General features: G+C 51.0%; 2 protein-coding genes. Both read left to right on the top strand.

Annotated features, from left to right (window positions below):
• A partial coding sequence (locus GNT65_RS20330; RefSeq protein ID WP_160798992.1) for a VCBS domain-containing protein occupies nt 1–2,081 on the top strand: 2,081 nt, incomplete at its 5' end.
• 282 nt (nt 2,082–2,363) lie between these two features.
• Nucleotides 2,364–5,829 (top strand): retention module-containing protein (locus tag GNT65_RS20325; RefSeq protein WP_160798991.1); only part of this gene is annotated, 3,466 nt, incomplete at its 3' end.

Genomic DNA, 5,829 nt, shown 5'->3' with positions numbered 1-5,829 from the left:
TCGACAGCGACAGCTGGGACTACAGCATTCTTAACAGTGACGTGCAGTTCCTCGCCCAGGGTGAGACCATCACCTTAAGCTTCGAGGTCACGGTCACCGATAACGATGGCGGATCTGACACCAAGACAGTTAGCCTCACCATCACAGGCACCAACGACCTGCCGGTACTCACAGTGGATGCCAGCGGCGGCGTGACCGAAGATGCCAGCAATCCTAACCTGACCGACAGCGGCGCACTCAGCTTCACCGACGTGGATGTCAACAACACCCACAGCGTCACCGAGGTCTACAACAATGACATCATCTGGAGCGGTGGCGATCTGACCAGCGTGCTCAGCGCAGGTCAGATTCAGAGCCTGATCGATGGCTTCAGCGTCGACAGCGACAGCTGGGATTACAGTATCCTCAACTCTCTGGTTCAGTTCCTTGCCGAAGATGAGACCATTACCCTGAGTTTCGATGTCACAGTCACAGATAATGACGGCGGTACAGATACCCAAACAGTCACCATCACCATCAATGGTACAAACGATCCTATTGAGGGTGAATTTGCTAAAGAGATATGGGTACCTGCGTCACTTGCAGAAATTGCCATCCCTTATTTAGATGGTTATCCACTTGGTATCGATGTACCAACGGATCAAGACTACAACGACGTCATCACAATTACTGGATTGAATCTATCCTTCGTCGATCCCGATGAGACGGCCAACATAGGCGAGATCTGGTATGTTGATGACGATACCGGAGTCTTGACACTGTATGACTTCGATAGTCCAGTTGTGCTGTCGGCTTCAGAACTCGGTACCTTAGTGTATGTTCCCGGAGACAATGCGGGTATCGAAGATCAGCTAGATATAAATCTCACCTTCACGATCAACTCGGGTTCTGATAGCGTCGATGGCAACTTTGTCATACACACGGTTCCGGCTAATAGCCTAGGCGGAAATACTGTACTCATAGGCGACGGCTCTTCACCATTGACGTCAGGTAATGATCAAGATGCCTACCTAACCGTCAGCAGTGCATTTGCCAGCGCCATCAACCAAGATCCGAGTAGTGGGGCGTTAGATCTCTTTACCGACTTCCAAAAATCGCCTTTCGATATCCCTATTCCTAACAGCGAAATTGGCGGACAGACAGGCATAGAAAGAGAGGAGGAAGTATCAGTAAGGCTGACTATTAACGGTATCACCTTCATTGTGATAGCCGCAGCAAATGGTGTAACTGACTGGTTCTACGATACAGACTCAGGTTTGATGAGTGCACACATTTCCTATGCCGACATTCTGATGGAGTCAGATAACAGTATCACACTTGCCGATTACCTAGGTGCGAATCCTGTCGATCCAGGTGATATTTGGACTATTACCTACTTGGATAATGATGGTGGCTCCTATCAGGCACGTTTTGTACAGGCCACCTTCACCCATGAGCTGCTAGCAGATACAGCGGTAACAGTCACAGGTACAGATAATGTAGATAACCTCATCTTCGGTACCACAGAGGGTGACTCTCTAACCGGGGCCAACCTTGATGATGAAATATATGGTCGAGAAGGCAATGACTCTATATTTGGCTTGGAAGGCGACGATCAACTCATCGGTGGCTCAGGTAACGATCTAATCGAAGGCGGAAGTGGTAACGACATCATCTTAGGAGGACTTGGAAACGATACTATAGATGGTGGTGTCGGCGCCGATATTCTCATTGGTGGCGAAGGTAGCGATACCATAGATGCAGGTATCGACAGTGATATAGACACCTTTGTCTGGGGTATAGGCTCCGACGACAACAGCGTAGATACTGTGCTCAATTTCGACATCAGCATGGATAAACTAGATTTATCTGCAATCTTGATTGATGAGGAGAGTGGTACTTATGCATTGGATCAGTATCTAGCATTTAACTTTAGTGGTGGAAATACTGAGATCTCTGTCGATGCCGACCACGATGGAATCGTTGACCTCACAATAGTGTTGAACAATATTGACCTAACCAATAACAACACCTTAAGTGACGCACAGGTCATCAACAACCTGCTCGGTAACGAAAACTTGGTAATTGATACAATTCCATAACAGCCGACGTTATCGCGACACCCTCTAAGGTCAAACCCAAACAGTTAGTGGTTTGGCCTTTTTATTTGTCAACCTAAAGCATTATAAACTGCGACCAATGCATGGCTTTAGCATTATTTGCGCGTCAAAAAATTGACCACTATACAGACTATTGATAAGATTCGATACTTGGCGAAAAAACGCGCTAACCTTTACAACATTTAAAATTCAGTTGTGTTATTTAATTCTGCGGGGGCAGGTATGAAATCGTTAGTTACAACCAAAAATGGACAAGTAATAGATGTGAAAGGAAAGGTTTCAGTTGTCACAGAAACCGAACAAAAACAAGTAACTATCGGAGAAACAATTCCCGAAGGCAGTACTATAATCATCGCTGAACAAGCCAACTTAGAATTAGCATTTTCCGATGGTAGCTCTTTTACTAGCCAAAACGCCGAAGCAGCTCCCACAGCAGAAGTAGAAACACTGAATGAAATTGAGCAGCTCCAAGCGCTCATCGCTTCTGGTGAAGATCCAACAGCCGAACTCCCTGAAACCGCCGCAGGTAATACCGCCGCTAATCAAGGTGACTCAGGCTTTATATCTGTTAGCAGAACAGGTGCCCAGACAATCGCGGGCGCAGGCTACACCACTTCGGGCTTTTCAGCCGTTCAAACAGAAGAACAAGCGTTTACCGTTAGCAGTGATGACGCCCCTACCATTACCGCTAATGACAGCAATACTATCGCAGAAGATGAGATAGCAACTGGTAATGTTTTAGATAACGATCTTGATTTCGACACAGAGCTCTCTGTGGTCAGCTTCAGCGTCGACGGTCAAACCGTCAACGCGGGCACCACTGTTGAAGTGGAAGGTGGCAGCCTGGTGATCAACGCCGATGGCAGCTACACCTTTACGCCAAGCGACAACTGGAACGGCAGCGTCCCTGTCATCACCTACACCACCAATACCGGTGAGAGTGCGACCCTGACCATCAACGTCACCCCCGTGGATGATCCCACCAACGCCGTCAACGACTTCAACACAGTGGCCGAAGATACGATTGCCAGCGGCAACGTACTCGACAACGACAGTGATGTGGATGACGCGCTCTCCGTGGTCAGCTTCGAAATCGATGGCAACAGCTATATTGCTGGTAACGTCGCCACGCTCGACGGCGGAATTTTCTTCCTGAACCCTGACGGCTCCTACAGCTTCGTTCCGAACGAAAACTGGAACGGCAACGTACCTGTGGTCACCTACATCACCAATACCGGTGCCACCGCAACCCTGACCATCGTCGTTACCCCTGTGGACGATGCAACAAACGCCGTGGATGACTACATCAACGTGCCTGAAGATACAGTAGCCAGCGGCAACGTACTCGACAATGACAGTGATGCGGATGACGCGCTATCCGTGATCAGCTTCGAAGTGAATGGCAACAGCTATACCGCAGGCAGCAGCGTCGTTCTCGACGGCGGCACTCTAGTGCTTAATGCCGATGGTTCTTACAGCTTTACTCCCAATGCTGACTGGAATGGCTACGTACCTGAGGTGACCTACACTACTAACACCGGTGCTACTGCCATCCTGACCATCTACGTTGACCCTGTGGACGATGCCACCAACGCCGTCAACGACTTCAACACAGTGGCCGAAGATACGATTGCCAGTGGCAACGTACTCGACAACGACAGTGATGTGGATGACGCGCTCTCCGTGGTCAGCTTCGAAATCGATGGCAACAGCTATATTGCTGGTAACGTCGCCACGCTCGACGGCGGAATTTTCTTCCTGAACCCTGACGGCTCCTACAGCTTCATTCCGAACGAAAACTGGAACGGCAACGTACCTGTGGTCACCTACATCACCAATACCGGTGCCACCGCAACCCTGACCATCGTCGTTACCCCTGTGGACGATGCAACAAACGCCGTGGATGACTACATCAACGTGCCTGAAGATACAGTAGCCAGCGGCAACGTACTCGACAATGACAGTGATGCGGATGACGCGCTATCCGTGATCAGCTTCGAAGTGAATGGCAACAGCTATACCGCAGGCAGCAGCGTCGTTCTCGACGGCGGCACTCTAGTGCTTAATGCCGATGGTTCTTACAGCTTTACTCCCAATGCTGACTGGAATGGCTACGTACCTGAGGTGACCTACACTACTAACACCGGTGCTACTGCCATCCTGACCATCTACGTTGACCCTGTGGACGATGCCACCAACGCCGTCAACGACTTCAACACAGTGGCCGAAGATACGATTGCCAGTGGCAACGTACTCGACAACGACAGTGATGTGGATGACGTGCTCTCCGTGGTCAGCTTCGAAATCGATGGCAACAGCTATATTGCTGGTAACGTCGCCACGCTCGACAGCGGTATTTTCTTCCTAAACCCTGACGGCTCCTACAGCTTCGTTCCGAACGAAAACTGGAACGGCAACGTACCTGTGGTCACCTACATCACCAATACCGGTGCCACCGCGACCCTGACCATCGTCGTTACCCCTGTGGACGATGCAACAAACGCCGTGGATGACTACATCAACGTGCCTGAAGATACAGTAGCCAGCGGCAACGTACTCGACAATGACAGTGATGCGGATGACGCGCTATCCGTGATCAGCTTCGAAGTGAATGGCAACAGCTATACCGCAGGCAGCAGCGTCGTTCTCGACGGCGGCACTCTAGTGCTTAATGCCGATGGTTCTTACAGCTTTACTCCCAATGCTGACTGGAATGGCTACGTACCTGAGGTGACCTACACTACTAACACTGGTGCTACTGCCATCCTGACCATCTACGTTGACCCTGTGGACGATGCCACCAACGCCGTCAACGACTTCAACACTGTGGCCGAAGATACGATTGCCAGCGGCAACGTACTCGACAACGACAGTGATGTGGATGACGCGCTCTCCGTGGCCAGCTTCGAAATCGATGGCAACAGCTATATTGCTGGTAACGTCGCCACGCTCGACGGCGGTATTTTCTTCCTGAACCCTGACGGCTCCTACAGCTTCGTTCCGAACGAAAACTGGAACGGCAACGTACCTGTGGTCACCTACATCACCAATACCGGTGCCACCGCGACCCTGACCATCGTCGTTACCCCTGTGGACGATGCAACCAATGCGGTCAATGACTTTAACACTGTGGCCGAGGACACTATTGCTAGCGGCAACGTGCTCGATAACGACAGCGACATCGACAGTGAACTGTCTGTGACCACCTTCACCGTCGACAATGATGACACCGTTTACAACGCTGGCGACAGCGTGGAGCTAGACGGTGGTATCCTGGTACTGAACGCCGACGGCTCTTACACCTTTACGCCGAACGAAAACTGGAACGGCAGCGTACCTATCATCACTTACACCACCAATACCGGTGAAAGTGCGACCCTGACTATTAATGTCACCCCAGTCAACGACAACTTCACCGACAACAACGAAGTGATCAGCGTCAATGAAGACAGCGGCGCCACCACAGGCAATGTGATTGATGGCAGCAGCGTCGATGGCGAGCTGAGCGTGCAGAGCTTCAGCATCGATGGCGTTGCCGGTCCATTCACCCTGGGTCAGGCGGTTAACATCAATGGTGTCGGCAGCTTCACCCTGAACGCTGACGGCAGCTACAGCTTTACCCCGGCCGCCAACTACAACGGTCCGGTACCGGTGATCACCTATGTGCTGACCGACGGCTCCAGCACCGACACCTCGACCCTGACCATCACGGTTGATCCGGTCAACGATG

The organism is Shewanella insulae, assembly GCF_009831655.1.
GTDB lineage: Bacteria > Pseudomonadota > Gammaproteobacteria > Enterobacterales > Shewanellaceae > Shewanella > Shewanella insulae.
This window is presented reverse-complemented; position numbering and strand designations above follow the sequence as displayed.